Source organism: Streptococcus pseudopneumoniae, assembly GCF_001072925.1.
GTDB lineage: Bacteria > Bacillota > Bacilli > Lactobacillales > Streptococcaceae > Streptococcus > Streptococcus pseudopneumoniae_Q.
This window is the reverse complement of the sequence record NZ_JVHE01000095.1, coordinates 1-15,840: the sequence shown is the minus strand read 5'-3', so window position 1 is coordinate 15,840 and position 15,840 is coordinate 1. Positions and strand designations below refer to the sequence as shown.

Genomic DNA, 15,840 nt, shown 5'->3' with positions numbered 1-15,840 from the left:
AGAACCAAGTTGGTCCTCTCCAGGTTATAACTTTTCATCAACCCACTACAGTTGACAAAGAGCCCTTTTTTTGCGCTCTTTTAAAGTTAAAGAGTACTGAGGGATAATTGGACAGAATCCAAAAAAAATAGTAAAATAGAGGAATACCAATCTAAATGAAATTTGAGTAATAATCGTGAAAAAAAGAGACAATCATACAAAAACAGCTATTTGCGGTATTATCAATGTCACCCCGGATTCTTTCTCTGATGGGGGCCAATTTTTTGCTATTGAAGAAGCCTTAAAACAAGCTCGAAAATTGATGGCTGAAGGTGCCACTATTTTAGATATCGGTGGAGAGTCTACTCGACCTGGAAGTAGTAGCTATGTTGAGATTGAAGAGGAAATCCAACGCGTGGTTCCAGTCATTAAGGCTATCCGTCAAGAAAGTGATATTCTGATTTCGGTAGACACTTGGAAAAGTCAAGTTGCAGAAGCAGCTCTAAAGGCTGGGGCCCATATAGTCAATGACATTACAGGTCTCATGGGAGATGAGAAGATGGCGGAAGTGGTTGCCAAAGCTGGAGCTCAGGTAGTTATCATGTTTAATCCAGTCATGGCACGCCCTCAGCACCCTAGTTCACTTATCTTCCCTCATTTTGGCTTTGGAGAGCCTTTTACAAAGGAAGACTTAGATGAGTTTGAAAAACTACCAGTAGAAGAATTGATGACAGCTTTCTTTGATCGTGCTCTAGTAAGAGCGGAAAAAGCAGGAATTTCGAAAGAAAAGATCATGCTGGATCCTGGGATTGGCTTTGGCTTGACCAAAAAGGAAAATCTACTACTTCTACGTGACCTTGATAAATTACACGAGATGGGCTATCCTATCTTTTTAGGAGTCTCTCGCAAGCGCTTTGTCATTAATATCCTTGAAGAAAATGGATTTGAAGTCAATCCAGATACTGAAGCTGGTTTCCGAAATCGTGATACGGCTTCGGCTCATGTGACTAGTATCGCTGCCAGACAAGGTGTTGAAGTGGTGCGCGTGCACGATGTAGCCAGCCACAAGATGGCAGTTGAAATTGCGTCTGCTATCCGTCTTGCAGACCATGCGGAAAATTTAGATTTGAAACAATATAAGTAAGATGAATAAAAACGAAACGAATCAGTGGATAGCAAACTATCGGACAGATCAACCGCATTTCGGCTTGGAGAGGATGGTGGAATTGTTAGCCTTACGTGGCAATCCCCATCTTAAGCTTAAGGTTATCCACATCGGTGGAACCAATGGCAAGGGCTCTACTATAGCCTTTTTGAAAAATATGCTGGAAAAGATGGGGCTAAGAGTGGGAGTCTTTAGCTCACCCTATCTGATTCATTATACCGACCAGATTGCCATTAATGGGGAATCTATCCCAGAAGCAAGATTAGAGTCCTTGATGGCGGGTTATCGTTTACTACTTGAAGGGGAGCATGCTCATGCCTTGCAAGGAACGACAGAATTCGAGATTATCACTGCCATAGCCTATGACTATTTTGCTTCTGAGCAAGTGGATGTGGCGATTATGGAAGTTGGTATGGGCGGACTTTTGGATAGCACTAATGTCTGTCAACCCATTCTAACAGGTATCACGACCATAGGATTGGATCATGTAGCCCTACTGGGTGACAGTCTAGAAGCCATAGCAGAGCAGAAAGCAGGGATTATCAAACAAGGAATTCCTCTAGTGACTGGTCACATTGTCCCAGAAGCTTTGGCGGTTATTGACCAGATTGCAAAAGCGAAACAAGCTACCAGAATCGCCTATGGAGATGCCTATCAAGTCAGTCATTATGAGAGTATTGTGACTGGCGAGGTATTTAACTATACAAGTGCTGTTAGACAAGGTCGCTTCCAGACAGGATTGCTGGGTTTGCACCAGATTGAGAATGCTGGGATGGCTCTGGCCTTGTTAGATAGCTATTGCCAAGAGACTGGTCGAGAATTGCCAGATAATGCTTTAGTGACTCAAGCTTTAGAAGAAACAAGCTGGTCTGGACGTTTGGAAGTTGTTTCTAGAGAACCTTTGATGATTTTAGATGGGGCCCACAATCCTCATGCTGTCAAGGCCTTGTTGGCTACCTTGAAAGAACGCTTTACGGACTATCAGAAGGAAATCCTCTTTACTTGTATTAAAACTAAGGCCTTGGAGGACATGTTGGACTTGCTAGAAACCTTGCCCGATACTAAGATTACGCTAACTCATTTTGAGGATAATCGGGCGACGGATGAAAAAGTCTTGAAAGAGCTGGCTGATTCTAGAAATCTCAACTACCAAGATTGGCAAGAATTTCTAGACCAAAAATTATCAGAAAATGAAGAGAAAAAAACAGTTAGGATTATCACGGGTTCATTATACTTTTTAGCCCAAGTGAGAGCCTACCTAATGGAGAGGAAAAATTAGAATGGATACACAAAAGATTGAAGAAGCTGTAAAAATGATTATCGAGGCAGTTGGTGAGGATGCAAATCGCGAAGGCTTGCAGGAAACACCAGCCCGTGTCGCTCGTATGTACCAAGAGATTTTTTCAGGTCTTGGGCAAACTGCTGAAGAGCACCTGTCAAAATCCTTTGAGATTATTGATGACAATATGGTAGTGGAAAAGGATATCTTTTTCCATACCATGTGTGAACACCACTTTTTACCATTTTATGGCCGAGCTCATATTGCCTACATTCCTGATGGGCGTGTAGCAGGCTTATCAAAGTTAGCTCGTACAGTGGAAGTCTACTCTAAAAAGCCACAGATTCAAGAGCGTTTGAATATCGAAGTGGCTGATGCCTTGATGGAGTATTTGGGAGCCAAGGGAGCCTTCGTTGTCATTGAAGCAGAACATATGTGTATGAGTATGCGCGGTGTTCGAAAACCAGGAACTGCAACCTTGACCACAGTGGCTCGTGGTCTATTTGAGACAGATAAGGATCTTCGTGATCAGGCTTATCGTTTAATGGGACTATAATACTCTTCGAGAATCAAATTCAAACCACGTCAGCTTCACCTTGCCGTACTCAAGTACAGCCTGCGGCTAGCTTCCTAGTTTGCACTTTGATTTTCATTGAGTATAAAAAGAATCCGCTTTGGGCGGATTTTTCTAGAAAGGAATCATTATGGATCAACTGCAGATTAAGGATTTGGAAATTTTTGCCTATCATGGTCTTTTTCCTAGTGAGAAGGAATTGGGGCAAAAGTTTGTCGTTTCAGCTACCCTATCCTATGATATGACCAAGGCTGCGACAGACTTGGATTTAACTGCTTCTGTCCATTACGGAGAACTTTGCCAGCAATGGACGACATGGTTTCAGGAAAATACTGAAGACTTGATTGAAACAGTAGCCTACAAACTAGTAGAGCGTACTTTTGAGACCTACCCTCTCGTTCAAGAGATTGAGCTGGAACTAAAAAAACCTTGGGCACCTATCCATCTACCGCTGGATACTTGTTCAGTAACCATCCACCGTCGCAAACAGCGTGCCTTTATCGCTTTAGGAAGCAATATGGGGGATAAGACGGCTAATCTCCAGCAAGCGATTGACAAAATGCAAGCTCGTGGTATCCATATTCTCAAAGAATCTAGTGTGATTACGACCGAGCCTTGGGGTGGTGTGGAGCAGGATAGCTTTGCCAATCAAGTCATTGAAGTGGAAACCTGGTTGCCAGCTTCAATCTTGTTAGAAACCTTGTTAGAGATTGAATCAGAGATGGGACGGGTTAGAGAGGTTCATTGGGGACCTCGCTTGATTGACCTGGATTTGCTTTTTGTAGATGATCAAATCATCTATACAGACGACCTCATCTTGCCTCATCCTTATATTGCTGAACGCCTCTTTGTCCTAGAATCGCTCCAAGAAATAGCTCCGCATTTCATCCATCCAACATTGAAACAACCGATCCGCCACTTGTATCGTCAATTGGAGAAAGAAAATGCCTAAGTTTTTCGAAACTTATAGTAAATGGAGAAGTCTAGGGGAGGGAGTGCTAGCTATTATCCTAGGTTTTCTCTTGATTTGTTTTGGGCAGATTGTACCGAGACTTGGTTATCAACTCTTGATGGGGTACTTTTCCTTGTCTGCTATTTGGCATTTATTGACACGATGGTTTCAGGAAAAGTCCCGTAGAGAAAATATTTTTGTAACCATAGCCAAGCTCTTTCTTGCTGTCATTCTATTTGAGTCAGTCATCCTGCAAGGGATAGCCCTCTATGTCTTAGTCATTGCTATTGGAAGTTATCAATTGTTTACAGGTTTGATTAGCCTGATTACCTGGTTGATTTACCGAAATAATCATATCCATCCGAGGCTCAATTACTTATTTGATGCTTTGTGGATGATGGGATTTGGTCTCTATAGTATCTCCCCTTTTCATGACGCAACAAATTTTGAATTGCTCTTACTTGGTTTTTACTTACTGATGTTAGGGGCAAGTAGTCTCAGAGATGGTTTCTTTTTTGAAAAAGGAATCCGTAATCCTAGGCTTAAGCGGAAGATACGAATGACCCTGCCCATTTTTGTAACAGCTCTAATTCCTATCAATACCCTACGTCGATTGAATAAATGGTTTTCTAATCATGAGTCCGAAGAAGGGAAAGTACATTCAGAGAGAAAAAATGACCAGACAGTTGATATGGAAATTTTTATCCATACTTCAGAATCCTCTTTCTTTTTAGCCATGGGGCATGTGGATATCTGCTATCAAGGTCAGGTTATTTCCTATGGTTCTTATGATCCGCACTCGGAGCGTTTATTTGGGATGATTGGGGATGGGGTTCTATTTAAGGCTAATCGAGAAAAGTATATCGAACTCTGTAAGAGAGAAAGCCAGAAAACTCTCTTTGTCTATGGCTTAAGCTTGTCTGAACAACAGAAAGAAGCAATCGAGGAACAACTGAGAGAAATTGAAGAACTCTTAATTCCTTGGGAACCAAGTTCTCAACTCATGAAAAGAAGAGAAGGAGAAATCAAGCATACCTACTCTTATCAGCTGAAACACGAGGCTGATGCCGCTCTTTATAAGTTTAGTTCGTCTAAGTTTAAGACCTATTTTGTTCTCAGTACAAATTGTGTCTTATTGGCTGACTCTATCGTGGGTAAAGCTGGAACAGACATTCTCAGCCCCCAAGGATTTATCGTCCCAGGAACTTATCAGGATTATCTTGATTTAGAATATACCAAACCAAGTGGTATAGTAGTCAGTCGTTCTATTTATTAGCAAAAAGAAAACTCTAGTTTCCTAAGTAGATAGGGGAAGCTAGAGTTTTTAAAATAGGTCATTTTCTTCTGGTAGGAGAATGGTTTCCTTCCCATCCATATCTAGCACCAGAACTTTAGGTGGATAGAGTGGGTCAAAGGGATGGTTGAAGTCAAAGTCAATCGTTGTTGGAAGATGTTGACTAGAAAAACGAAAAGTGATGGAGCCTTCATGATTCAAAAGCCGAAATTCCAATTCATCTTCTAGATCAAAAACATGCTTTAAAAAATGATCGATTATATACCAGATTGAATCGATAACATCGTCGGGTAAATTGGTCACTACACCGAAACTAGCGCATCGTCTATGAGAATCTGTAAAAGCCATCCCTATCTCCTAATTGATTTTTTTATTATCATACTGCAAACTGCTAGAAAAATCAAGAAAAGTCAACTACCTTTAAAAAGATGGGAATGATTTTGAAATTTTTTCAACGAATCTTCATCAAATGCTTGAAAATGCTTACAATTAGTGGTAAAATGAGAACAGTAGAATCATGAAAACAAAATTTTCAAAGTAGAAAGGAAACGGAATGAACACAGATGATACAGTAACAATTTATGACGTTGCCCGAGAAGCGGGAGTGTCAATGGCGACTGTCAGTCGTGTTGTCAATGGCAATAAGAATGTCAAGGAAAACACCCGTAAGAAAGTTCTAGAGGTCATTGATCGCCTTGACTACCGCCCTAATGCAGTAGCTCGTGGTCTAGCAAGCAAGAAAACAACAACAGTTGGAGTTGTTATTCCAGATATCACAAACACTTATTTCTCTACCCTTGCTAAAGGGATTGACGATATCGCGGAAATGTACAAATACAACATCGTCCTTGCTAACAGTGATGAGGATGATGAAAAGGAAGTATCTGTGGTCAATACTCTCTTTTCTAAACAGGTGGATGGCGTTATCTTCATGGGTTATCATTTAACTGAGAAGATTCGCTCAGAGTTTTCACGCTCACGCACACCTGTGGTTCTTGCAGGAACAGTGGACATAGAACACCAACTTCCAAGTGTCAATATTGACTATAAACATGCTACTGTTGATGCAGTCCGCCATCTCTTGAAACGAAATAAAAAAATTGCCTTCGTTAGTGGACCATTAGTGGATGATATTAATGGCAAGATTCGCTTGGCTGGTTACAAAGATGCTTTGAAAGAAGCGGGAATTAACTACAGTGAAGGTCTTGTTTTTGAATCAAAATACCGTTATGATGATGGTTATGCCTTGGCAGAACGCTTGATTTCTTCTAAAGCAACAGCAGCGATTGTAACAGGTGATGAATTAGCGGCAGGTGTTTTGAACGGACTTGCTGACAAGGGAGTTTCTGTACCGGAAGACTTTGAAATTATCACCAGTGATGATTCACAAATCGCGCGCTATACTCGTCCAAACCTAACCACCATTGCGCAACCTTTGTATGATCTTGGTGCTATTAGTATGCGTATGTTGACAAAGATTATGCATAAGGAAGAGTTAGAAGAGCGTGAAGTTCTTTTGCCACATGGTTTGGTAGAACGTCATTCAACTCGTAAAGATTAACAAGAAGAGGTCGGGATAAAAATCCCGACCTCGCTTTTTAGTAGCAGAAACTTTTTGGTCAATAGTTCAAGCATTAAGTTGGTGGTTGGAAGCTCTCGGAGTGAACTAGAAAACAAGACTTGATCTAGTAATTTCTATCTCACCGACTTTTTTATACTCAATGAAAATCAAAGAGCAAACTAAGAAACTAGCCGCAGGTTGCTCAAAGCACTGCTTTGAGGTTGTAGATGAAACTGACGAAGTCAGTAACCATACCTACGGCAAGGCGACGTTGACGAGGTTTGAATTTGATTTTCGAAGAGTATTATCCTTCCATATAGGCTCGTAATTCATCCCCTCTAAGGCCAGCATTGATAGCAATGAGGAGTTTGAGACGGGCCTTTTGAGCGTTTAACTCTTTGACAAAGAAAACACCAGCATTTTGCAGGCAAACGCCACCTCCCTCGTAGGCATAGACAGGTTCGGCAATCCCGTTAAAACAACGAGAGACCAAGGCGATTGGGAGTCCTTCTTGGATAAGGGCGTTCAATTTTTGTGCTGTTTCCTTGGGAACATTTCCAGCACCAAAAGCCTGAATAATAAGTCCATCCAGTTGATCAACGGGAAGTAAATCGAGGAGTTCTTCTGTCATACCGGCATAGACAGGGATAATAGGGACCAAGCCTTGAATCTTATCTAGGTCAAAACGAACACGGGGTTCAGCTGTTTTAAAGTAGAGAATCTCGTGTTTCATGATGAGCCCAAGAGGGCCGTGGGTTGGCGTTTGAAAGGTGCTAACATTTGTCGTGTGCGTCTTGGTCACATACTTAGCAGCGTGAATCTCGTCATTCATCACGACCAAGACACCCTTATCAGCAGCCTTATCGTCACTCGCGACGCGTAGGGCACTAAGATAATTGTAGACGCCGTCGCTTCCAAGTTCGTTAGAGCTACGCATGGCCCCTGTTAGCATGATTGGTTTGTGAGGAACCTCCATAGTGTCAAGGAAATAGGCAGTTTCCTCCAAGGTATCTGTCCCATGTGTAATCACGAAACCGTCATAATGTTCAGACTCCTCTTTGATCTTTTGATAGAGGGACAGCATATGTTTGGGTTTAATATGGGGACTTGGCAGATTAAAAAAGTCGAGAGCATGGACTTCAACTCCCTCAAGTGGATTGGATACATGATTCATAGGGTTGTCTTGACTAGTCACAACAGCACCAGAGTCATCGGCTTGCATGGAAATAGTACCACCCGTATGTAAAACAAGGATTTTCTTAGGCATGATTTACTCACTCTTTCTGAAATGTGGTATAATCATTGTATCACAAAAAGGGGAGATTGAGGTAGGATGGAAGTCAAAGCTGTTTTTTTTGATATCGATGGAACACTGGTCAACGATCGCAAGAGTGTTTTGAAATCCACTAAGGATGCGATTAAGATTGTAAAGGAACAGGGAGTGCTTGTTGGAGTAGCGACAGGTCGAGGACCTTTTTTTGTTAAGGATTTAATGGAAGAGTTAGATCTGGATTTTGCTGTAACCTATAACGGCCAATATATCTTTAATAAAGACAGAGTCTTGTTTACAAGTCCTCTTTCCAAATCTCATTTACGGCAGTTGATAGCCTATGCTAAAAAAGAGGGCAAGGAAATTGCTTTGGGGACCAAGGATGCCATGCTGGGTTCAAAAATCATGTCTTTTGGCCTAGGTTCTTTTTCACAAAGAGTGAGTCGTTTTGTCCCCTCTATGTTGACTCGTACGGTTAGTCATTCCTTTAATCGAATGGTGAGTAAGGTTGTTCCTCAGAAGGAAGAAGACTTGCTCCAGTTGATGAATCAGCCTATTTATCAAGTTTTGATGTTAATGACGCCAGAAGAATCTGAGAAAGCAGCAGCTGATTTTCAAGACTTGAAATTGACTCGTAGTAATCCTTTTGCAGCCGATGTCATCAATCAAGGAAATTCCAAGCTAGAAGGCATTCGCCGAGTCGGAAAAGAGTATGGTTTTGATCTCAATCAAGTCATGGCCTTTGGTGACTCGGACAATGACCTAGAGATGCTGGCGGGTGTTGGGATGTCAGTCGCTATGGGCAATGGTAGTAGCAGTGTCAAGGAAGTCGCTAAGCATATCACAACCAGCAACCAGCAAGATGGGATTCACAAAGCTTTAGAGCATTTTGGTGTTCTGGCTTCAGAAAAAGTCTTTGTCAGCCGTGATTACCATTTTAATAAGGTCAAGACCTTCCACCACATGATGGATGAACGAACTCAGGAAGAGCCACAAGCTTGGGACTTAGAAGGTGCAACCCATAGAGCAGGATTTAAGATAGAAGAATTGGTGGAATTTGTTCGAGCTGCTAGCTCTTCTGAGGAAGACTTCGAACAGGCAGTAGGAGAATTACACCAAGCTCTTGATCAAGTAGCAGAGAAAGTTGCTAAGAAAACGCCTGCTAAGCAAGATTTGGTTGGGCAAGTAGATGCCTTGATTGACACCCTATACTTTACCTATGGTAGTTTTGTTTTGATGGGGGTGGATCCAGAACGGATTTTTGACATTGTCCATCAAGCCAATATGGGTAAAATGTTCCCTGATGGAAAAGCTCATTTTGATCCAGTGACCCACAAAATCCTAAAACCAGATGATTGGGAAGAAAAATACGCTCCAGAGCCAGCTATTAAAAAGGAGATTGAGCGCCAGATAAAGGCCTATGAACGCCACAAGGAAAGAGCCGATAAGAAATAGGCGATAGCAGAGGAAGCCTGGAATGATATTTTGAGTTCCTAGCTCTAACTACGACATCAACAATTTATAAAAAAATGAGGTTAGGAGAAAAATCCCAACCTCATTTCTGTTTTTATTACAAAGTTTTATCCTTATCTCTAACGACGAGAAGGTCAACGCTGGTATGGCGTAGGATATATTCTGATGAAGAACCAACTAGTAGGCGCTCAAAGGCATTGAGTCCTGTTGCCCCAACTAAAATCAAATCAACCTTTTCTTTGTCTGGAATTGTTTTAGCTAAGAGAGTTTTAGGATTTCCCATCTCAATAACTACTTTAATGTCTGTGAGCCCAGCATCTTTTGCACGTTTTTCGTATTCCGCCATCAAATCGTTGGCCTCTACTTGCAATTCTTCGTAAACTTCGGCATCAAATGTTGAGATGCTTTGAAGAGCACGTGTGTCAATAACATGGGCAATCGTTAGTTTTGCCTGGTTACGTAGTGCTGAATGAACCCCTTTGATGAAAGCCAAGTCAGCTTCCTTAGAACCGTCAACCGCTACCATGATGTTTTCATAACGTTGTGCCATAGCAAAAACCTCCTCATTCTTATTACCTTCATTGTATTCCTTTTCACTAAAAAAGTAAAGTAAAAAACGATAGGAATATAGATGCTTTTTGACTTTGGCTTGGAGTTTGTTATAATAAAACTAGAAAAGCTAAGAGGAAGAGATATGACAAAAATCGCAGTATTATCGGATATACATGGCAATACGACAGCTTTGGAGGCTGTTCTGACAGATGCGCAGAAGGCGGAGGTTGATGAGTATTGGCTCTTAGGAGATATTCTCATGCCTGGAACAGGACGAAAAAATATTCTCCAGATCTTGGACACTTTACCAATCACTCTTAGAGTTTTAGGGAATTGGGAGGAGAGTTTATGGCGTGCCTGCCATCGTCAGTTAGATGAAACCAGACCCAGCCATCGTTATCTCTTACGCCAGTGTCAGTATATTATGGAAGAACTCAGCATTGAGGAGATTGAGGCGCTACAGAACTATCCCTTGCAAGTGCACCGCCAGTTTGGAGATTTGAAGCTAGGGATTAGCCACCACTTGCCTGATAAAAATTGGGGACGAGAGCTGATTCATCTTGGGAAGCAAGAGGACTTTGACCGTCTTGTCACCAATCCTAACTGCGATGTTGCCATATACGGGCATATCCATCAACAGTTTCTTCGTTATGGTAGTGGTGGCCAGCTCATCCTGAATCCAGGTTCCATTGGGCAACCCTTCTTTTTATCTGAGAATTTACGCAAGGACTTGCGGGCCCAGTACATGATCTTAGAATTTGATGAAAAAGGCTTGAAAGATGCTGATTTTCGTCGGGTTGATTATGATATTGAGGCAGAATTACAGCTAGCCAAAGACTTACAATTACCCTACTACCAAGTTTATTATGAAAGTTTGGTTAATGGGATTCACCATACCCATAATCAGGAACTACTTCATGAAATTGCCCAAAGTCAAGGGCATGATGCAGAACTAGATGACTGGCTTAGTGGTAACTCTTGACATTACAACTAGAAGAGATATAATAAACTTAAGAAAAGAAGGAACTAATCTGACGAAAAAAGGAGAACCTTATGCAAATTTCAAGTCGATTTACCATCGCGACCCATATGTTGATTATCATAGCCTTAAAAGGGAAAGAAAGTAAGGTGACTAGTGATTTTCTTGCTAGTAGCGTTGGAGTCAATCCTGTCATTATCCGTAAGACCTTATCTCAACTGAAAAAGGCAGAGTTGATCTCAGTTGCGCGTGGAACTGGTGGAGCAGAGATCATCAAAGACCTAGAGGATATCAGTCTTTTAGATGTTTACCAAGCAGTTGAATGTCTAGGAAAGACAGGTCAACTCTTTAGTTTTCATGACAATCCCAATCCAGCCTGTCCAGTAGGAGCTAACATCCATGGGGTTTTAGATGAGAAATTACAAAAGATTCAGCTAGCTATGGAGCAGGAGTTGAGCCAAACCAGTATTGCTCAAGTGGTGGCAGATGCAGAGAGTAGGATAGAAGGATAAGAGGACCTTAGATCCTCTTTTTCTATGTGGATAATGATGATAAAATAGAATCATTAAAGGAGGAAGAAATGTATCTCGTTATAGGAATTGTATTAGCATTTATACTGTCATTTTGGAAGGATAATCAAAGTGGCTCTTTATCTTTTTCTATGGATTATTATTCCTTGCCCTTCTGTTATCCTATAAGGGAATTCTTTGGTAGCATAAAAAAATAAACAAAAAAAGCTAGTTTTCTGATATTCAGAATTCTAGCTTTTTCGTTTTTGCATAGTTAAGCTGAGTGCTCATATAGAAATAAAACTGTAAATGATTGATCTTTCAAAAGAAGGTGATTTTAAAGATCACCAAGCGAGATGGTGTTCAGTTCGCTAATAACTTGAAGCTGGGGCATACGTCCAATATTTATTAGTTTTGGATGATTTAAACCTTCGACATCAAAGTTGGTTAAAATGGCATCATATCCAGCCTCCATAATCTCATCAACATTCAATGTAGCCTTGTCCCATGTTTCAAACTGGATATTTTTAGAAGTGTAGTATTTATAGAGAGAGATGAGGGCCCGAGGATGAGCAAAGTCAAATTCACTCAAAACAAGGACACGAACCTTATTCTGAGATTCTAACAGTTGTTCCATCAAATCTGAAGCGTGGGTCAAGAGAGTGTATACCAGATGAACAACAGCATGTGCCTGTTCTTTTTGTCCCAAGCTAGACTTATAACGCATCATTTCGAAAACAGCTGCTTCGTAAAATTCAGGGAAGAATTTCTTGATTTTATTGAGCGTATAGGATTTATTATGTGAAATGATGGATTCTGAGTTGATTTCTTGACGTTCAAGAAGAGCGGTATTGTGTAGGTGCCAGACTAGCTCGTCTGTATTTGTAAAGTGAATTCCAAATTCACGAGTCAAATTATCGAGGACATCTCGAGCAGCGTGGTAAGAGTGGTTAACATCCTTATCATCTGAACGGGCGGCTAGAAAATCTTCAACAGTAAAGAAGATTCCTTTTTGAGTATAAGAATCAAAGATTTGTTCTAAGGTATGACGGTTAACCTCGATATTCAGACGCTTAGCCAATGGTTCGAGTTGATCTTGGAACTCTGGCAGTTGATCATATAAAGGAAGATCATTTGTAGAATCGCTCGTTGTTTGGATGGTAGCACCGATCTTAAATCGGTGCAAATTAACAGCTATTTGTGTTTCTAGCTGCAACAAGTTGGCATAATTGGCAGGAAATCCTGTCATTTTAAGAAAGAAAGCAACAAATTCTTCAATGTCTTTCTTAGAATCAGTAAATGGCCATTTGAAGTAACCATAGGCTTCATGGAAGTACTGGGCAAAAAAGAAACGGATGTCTTTTTCGTCTCCAATGATAGAGATTGGAGTGACCTTGAGTTTGAAGCGGTATTTATTTTGCAAGGTATGATTAATCTCAGCGACTTTTTTGCGAAGTGCAGGAAGCGAAACATCAAGAGTTTGAGCTAGATGTTCATAGGTAAATGGTTCTTCTAATAAAAAGAATGCTCTCAAAACTTGGAAGTTAGAAGAATCTTGTAAAATGTGGCGGTAAATTCGTTCAACGCCTAAATTGTTATTATTGGCGAGTCTGATACCAGCTGTTGAAGATTGGATTTCGAAGCAAGAGAGAACTTCGCGCATCTCCTTGATATCACTTTTGATGATACGAGTGTTGATATCTAGAGCTTCTGCCAGGGGATCTAGGTGGATCCAGTCTGAATTTTCAAATAAATATTCTAAAATTCTTAATTGCCTTTGTTCTTTTTGAGTTAATAGGGCTCTCATAAATTATTCCTCCTGTAATAAAATTGATTATAACAAACAAAAATCATATTTTTAGAGATGTTAGTTATTATATCACAAGTAAATCAAAAAAACAAAGAATATGCCTGTATTTGTTATATTGTATTTTAAAAGAAAAATCGTCATTTTAGAATTTTTTTGTATGAAAAGAATTTTTAAATATATAATTCGAAATGATTGACTAAAATGAATCTTTGTTTTATAATTTATATTGTATGTTAAAGACATGCTATAATTTTAAAATTAGGAGAAAATTCATGTATTTTAATCGTAAAAATGCAGAACAGAAAAACTGGCGAATGATCAAAAAAGGAAAACATTTCTTATTTGGTTGTTCGCTTGTCTTTGCAGTTGGGGCAGCTTTGGTAGCTCCATCAGTCAAAGCAGATGCAGTAGATGCTAAGCCAGAAGCTAGCTCTACAACAGAGGGGATTAAGCCAGTTGCAGCTGAAGAGAATGCAACTTATGCAGCACCAGCTGTAGAAGTGGCTCCATCAACACCAGTGGCTCCAGCTACAGTAGTGGCTGAGGAAAAAGCAGTAGTAGTCGAAAACACTACTGCTAAAACAGCTAACAAAGAAGCTTTGACCCAGTTGGTCGAAGAAGTGAAAGTTTTGGATAAAGCAGGAAAGACAGAAGACTCTCTTGCTCGCTTAAACACAGCGCTTGATCAAGCACAAAAGGTTTTGGACAATGCAGAAGCAAGCCAAGAACAAGTAGATGCAGCGCTTGCTAGTCTCAAAGATGCAGTAGCTCAGCTTGCTGCCAAAGAAGAAAAAGCAGCAACAGTCGCAACAGAAGAAAAAACTGAAGTTAAAGAAGCTGAAGCAGCAGTAGCGGAAACTGAAGTAGCCCGTCCAAGAGGAAAACGTGCAGCAAACCGTTCAATTGACGGTTCACTCGGTACAGGTGAATTTACTGGTGAGGGTGTTAAACAATTTGAGTCTGTTCGATATAGTGTAGATGGTGATAAGACTACATGGACAATTGAGGTTGTTCCTGAAAAGGCATCGAATACTTTTGCTGGTTTGGCAGTTACTTCAGATGATACCATTAGCAGTATTCGTATGATCGGTAAGTCTGGGAAATTCGGAAATAATCTAAAGGATCAGTATCTTGATCTTCCAAAACGTCCAGATAATATGCCATTCGCTAATTACAAAGTCCATATGTCAGAATTTAGGACTATTGGTGGAGGGATTCCAGATAATATAGTTTATGAAGTTGTAACAAATGGTAAAAATCACAATCTTTTTGGCCGTTTTGCTACAGCGTTGGTTGAAAGTTCATTAAAAAATAATGGTTTGAATGGGAAGTCTGTTATCGGAGCTCGTACTTCAGATTTCCCAACTGTCGGTGTAAGTCTTAAATCAAAACTCCCTGCTGAGACACCAAAACCACAGCCACAACCAGAAACACCAAAACCAGTTACCCCAACAACTCAAGCGCCAGAAATCACTTCAAACCTATCAGGTAAAGCAAGTACGCCAGCTGATGTAACAGTTAAAGCACCAGCAGGCTCAACTGTTAAACTTTACAACAAAGATGGCGTTGTGATTGGTGAAGCAGTGGCTAACGACCAAGGTGTAGCCACTGTTCACCCTACAAACAGCCTTCCAGAAGGAGAAATTACAGCTACTTCGACACCAGCAGGTGGAAGTGAGTCAGCTAAGAGTGCACCGATTACGGTTACAAAATCACCAATAACTGAATCGGGACTGAACAGAAACGGCGATGCTTATACTCAGCTTTTATTGTCTAAGACTCACATTACAGTTTATCCAGGAGATAACGTTGATATCGATGTAATTGGAGCTGCCTCTTCTTATATTAAACGATTTTATCCTGTGAATCCCAATAGTGTGTACGGACTATTTCCAGATGGGATTTACTTCCAAACAACTGGTAGTCAGCAACATAGACAACTTAATAACAAATATCATGGTACTGTTCATGAGAAGCAACCAGCAGGTGATTTCGTCACTACTTTCGTCTTAGAAAGTAAAAATGGAAAAGTAGTATCAACACCTCTTAAGATTACAGTTCTCGAGTCAGCTAAGAAGTATGAGCCTGTTGCAGGTGCAAAAGTAGAGGTTGCTGATGTAAATAATGTAAGTGAAGCAGAGAAAACAAAGATTATTGCTGCTGCTAAGGCTGCAAATACCTCTTTGCCATCAAGTGCAACATATAGTGTTGACGAAAAAGGAAACCTTGTCATTACTTATGCTGATAAATCTACAGATAAGATTTCTGCTGCATACTTAGTTACACCAGCAGCAGATACAGAAGCACCAGCTAAACCAGTTGTAAATACAGACCTTACAGGTAAAGCTGGAACTAAGACACCAGTTGAAGTAACTGCGGAAAAAGGTTCAACCGTAGCCCTTTACGATAAAGACGGTAACAAGATTGGTGAAGCAACTGCAGG

13 protein-coding genes and 1 pseudogene are annotated in these 15,840 nt (G+C 40.6%); 10 read left to right on the top strand and 4 right to left on the bottom strand.

Features of this window, described 5'->3' with window-relative positions:
* Window positions 1-175: 175 nt before the first annotated feature.
* The 5 genes from folP (at window position 176) to ADH81_RS06005 (ending at window position 5,225) form a co-directional block, all read left to right on the top strand.
* Entirely contained in the window at window positions 176-1,123 is a 948-nt protein-coding gene (folP, locus tag ADH81_RS06025; protein ID WP_049527282.1) for a dihydropteroate synthase, read from the top strand.
* A gap of 1 nt (window position 1,124) precedes the next feature.
* Window positions 1,125-2,423, top strand: coding sequence for a bifunctional folylpolyglutamate synthase/dihydrofolate synthase (locus tag ADH81_RS06020; RefSeq protein ID WP_049527279.1), 1,299 nt, complete (start codon window positions 1,125-1,127; stop codon window positions 2,421-2,423).
* 1 nt (window position 2,424) lies between these two features.
* Window positions 2,425-2,979 carry a GTP cyclohydrolase I FolE gene (folE, locus tag ADH81_RS06015; protein WP_000380927.1) on the top strand — a complete coding sequence of 185 codons (555 nt, stop codon included), beginning with the start codon at window positions 2,425-2,427 and terminating at the stop codon, window positions 2,977-2,979.
* 148 nt (window positions 2,980-3,127) lie between these two features.
* The gene (gene folB, locus ADH81_RS06010) at window positions 3,128-3,949 is read left to right on the top strand and encodes a dihydroneopterin aldolase (protein ID WP_049527277.1); all 822 of its coding nucleotides are present in this window, start codon (window positions 3,128-3,130) and stop codon (window positions 3,947-3,949) included.
* Window positions 3,942-5,225 carry a hypothetical protein gene (locus tag ADH81_RS06005; RefSeq protein WP_049527275.1) on the top strand — a complete coding sequence of 428 codons (1,284 nt, stop codon included), beginning with the start codon at window positions 3,942-3,944 and terminating at the stop codon, window positions 5,223-5,225. Before folB ends, ADH81_RS06005 begins: the two co-directional genes overlap by 8 nt.
* A gap of 48 nt (window positions 5,226-5,273) precedes the next feature.
* On the opposite strand, the gene ADH81_RS06000 is transcribed toward ADH81_RS06005, so the two are convergent.
* Entirely contained in the window at window positions 5,274-5,591 is a 318-nt protein-coding gene (locus ADH81_RS06000) for a DUF960 domain-containing protein (RefSeq protein WP_049527273.1), read from the bottom strand.
* Window positions 5,592-5,796: 205 nt separating this feature from the next.
* On the opposite strand from ADH81_RS06000, the gene ccpA reads away from it, so the two are divergent.
* On the top strand, window positions 5,797-6,804 hold the full coding sequence (gene ccpA, locus ADH81_RS05995; protein WP_049503580.1) for a catabolite control protein A: 1,008 nt from the start codon (window positions 5,797-5,799) through the stop codon (window positions 6,802-6,804).
* A 304-nt stretch (window positions 6,805-7,108) separates the two neighbouring features.
* Here ccpA and ADH81_RS05985 read toward each other — a convergent pair whose 3' ends face one another.
* Window positions 7,109-8,071, bottom strand: coding sequence for an asparaginase (locus ADH81_RS05985; RefSeq protein ID WP_049527269.1), 963 nt, complete (start codon window positions 8,069-8,071; stop codon window positions 7,109-7,111).
* Between the two features lie 66 nt (window positions 8,072-8,137).
* Here ADH81_RS05985 and ADH81_RS05980 point away from each other — a divergent pair, with 66 nt between their 5' ends.
* Window positions 8,138-9,529 carry a Cof-type HAD-IIB family hydrolase gene (locus tag ADH81_RS05980; protein ID WP_049527266.1) on the top strand — a complete coding sequence of 464 codons (1,392 nt, stop codon included), beginning with the start codon at window positions 8,138-8,140 and terminating at the stop codon, window positions 9,527-9,529.
* A gap of 115 nt (window positions 9,530-9,644) precedes the next feature.
* Here ADH81_RS05980 and ADH81_RS05975 read toward each other — a convergent pair whose 3' ends face one another.
* A complete protein-coding gene (locus ADH81_RS05975) occupies window positions 9,645-10,097 on the bottom strand; it encodes a universal stress protein (protein ID WP_045762643.1) in 453 nt (150 codons plus the stop codon).
* A 144-nt stretch (window positions 10,098-10,241) separates the two neighbouring features.
* Here ADH81_RS05975 and ADH81_RS05970 point away from each other — a divergent pair, with 144 nt between their 5' ends.
* Window positions 10,242-11,081, top strand: a complete 840-nt coding sequence (locus ADH81_RS05970) for a metallophosphoesterase family protein (protein WP_049527283.1) — start codon at window positions 10,242-10,244, stop codon at window positions 11,079-11,081.
* A 71-nt stretch (window positions 11,082-11,152) separates the two neighbouring features.
* The gene (locus ADH81_RS05965) at window positions 11,153-11,590 is read left to right on the top strand and encodes an Rrf2 family transcriptional regulator (RefSeq protein ID WP_049527263.1); all 438 of its coding nucleotides are present in this window, start codon (window positions 11,153-11,155) and stop codon (window positions 11,588-11,590) included.
* Between the two features lie 334 nt (window positions 11,591-11,924).
* On the opposite strand, the gene ADH81_RS05960 is transcribed toward ADH81_RS05965, so the two are convergent.
* Complete coding sequence (locus ADH81_RS05960; RefSeq protein ID WP_049527260.1) at window positions 11,925-13,394, bottom strand: M protein trans-acting positive regulator PRD domain-containing protein; 1,470 nt, start codon at window positions 13,392-13,394, stop codon at window positions 11,925-11,927.
* A 275-nt stretch (window positions 13,395-13,669) separates the two neighbouring features.
* Between ADH81_RS05960 and ADH81_RS05955 the strand changes: the two are divergent.
* Window positions 13,670-15,840: pseudogene (locus ADH81_RS05955) on the top strand (hypothetical protein); the annotation flags it as partial.

What these genes read in the sequence shown, in the direction of transcription:
- folE (WP_000380927.1), top strand. Translation starts at nt 2,425, where the DNA reads ATGGATACACAAAAGATTGAAGAAGCTGTAAAAATGATTATCGAGGCA.
- ADH81_RS05980 (WP_049527266.1), top strand. Translation starts at nt 8,138, where the DNA reads ATGGAAGTCAAAGCTGTTTTTTTTGATATCGATGGAACACTGGTCAAC.
- ADH81_RS05965 (WP_049527263.1), top strand. Translation starts at nt 11,153, where the DNA reads ATGCAAATTTCAAGTCGATTTACCATCGCGACCCATATGTTGATTATC.
- ADH81_RS06005 (WP_049527275.1), top strand. Translation starts at nt 3,942, where the DNA reads ATGCCTAAGTTTTTCGAAACTTATAGTAAATGGAGAAGTCTAGGGGAG.
- folB (WP_049527277.1), top strand. Translation starts at nt 3,128, where the DNA reads ATGGATCAACTGCAGATTAAGGATTTGGAAATTTTTGCCTATCATGGT.
- ADH81_RS05960 (WP_049527260.1), bottom strand. Translation starts at nt 13,394, where the DNA reads ATGAGAGCCCTATTAACTCAAAAAGAACAAAGGCAATTAAGAATTTTA.
- ADH81_RS06000 (WP_049527273.1), bottom strand. Translation starts at nt 5,591, where the DNA reads ATGGCTTTTACAGATTCTCATAGACGATGCGCTAGTTTCGGTGTAGTG.
- ADH81_RS05975 (WP_045762643.1), bottom strand. Translation starts at nt 10,097, where the DNA reads ATGGCACAACGTTATGAAAACATCATGGTAGCGGTTGACGGTTCTAAG.
- ccpA (WP_049503580.1), top strand. Translation starts at nt 5,797, where the DNA reads ATGAACACAGATGATACAGTAACAATTTATGACGTTGCCCGAGAAGCG.
- ADH81_RS05970 (WP_049527283.1), top strand. Translation starts at nt 10,242, where the DNA reads ATGACAAAAATCGCAGTATTATCGGATATACATGGCAATACGACAGCT.
- ADH81_RS05985 (WP_049527269.1), bottom strand. Translation starts at nt 8,071, where the DNA reads ATGCCTAAGAAAATCCTTGTTTTACATACGGGTGGTACTATTTCCATG.
- ADH81_RS06020 (WP_049527279.1), top strand. Translation starts at nt 1,125, where the DNA reads ATGAATAAAAACGAAACGAATCAGTGGATAGCAAACTATCGGACAGAT.